This is a genomic window from Mesorhizobium sp. M7A.F.Ca.CA.001.10.2.1 (genome assembly GCF_003998575.1).
In the GTDB taxonomy this organism is placed as follows: Bacteria; Pseudomonadota; Alphaproteobacteria; order Rhizobiales; family Rhizobiaceae; genus Mesorhizobium.
Map to the genome: position 1 here is coordinate 1 of NZ_RZQY01001288.1, position 555 is coordinate 555.

At 67.2% G+C, this 555-nt stretch carries 1 protein-coding gene; it reads right to left on the bottom strand.

The window, feature by feature from the left end; genetic code table 11:
• Window positions 1-164 precede the first annotated feature (164 nt).
• Window positions 165-555, bottom strand: a 391-nt coding sequence (locus EN964_RS36695; RefSeq protein ID WP_206528851.1) for an FAD-dependent monooxygenase, incomplete at its 5' end; no start/stop codon positions are given.

Here is a 555-nt window from a genome sequence, read left to right on the forward strand (position 1 = left end):
CTCCCCCACGAGGGGGGAGATTGGCGGTTCGGCGCCCCGCTCTTTCCTGCGGCCCTGCAACGTTCGAGATTGGTGAAATCGGCGGTGCCGGCCGATCTCCCCCCAAGTGGGGGAGATGTCCGGCAGGACAGAGGGGGGCGCTGTCCCGCCAGCCTGTCAGGCTTTCAACGCCTGACAGCAGCCTCAACTGCCCGCCACCCATAGAGCCAATCCAGATCCGCCGCGAGCTTTTCCGAGCGCACCTTCAGGAACACATTGCGCGCAATCGCCACTGGACCCGAGGCATGCCAGGCCAGCCGGTTGACAGCGCCGCGTCGGGCGACCTGCGCTACACGCGGTCGCCGTGACTGTTCCCAGGTCGCAGGTGCGGCCAGGGGGTCGGCAGGGAAGTCGGCGATGATGTCGGCAAGCGTCGCAGCATCCTCGATCGCCATCGCCGCGCCTTGCGCCGCGAACGGCGTCATCGCATGCGCGGCATCGCCGATCAGCGCCATGTTGCCGGTCGTCCAAGGTTGTTTGCTGTCGACCGTATGGATCGGCCATGCGGTCCATGGG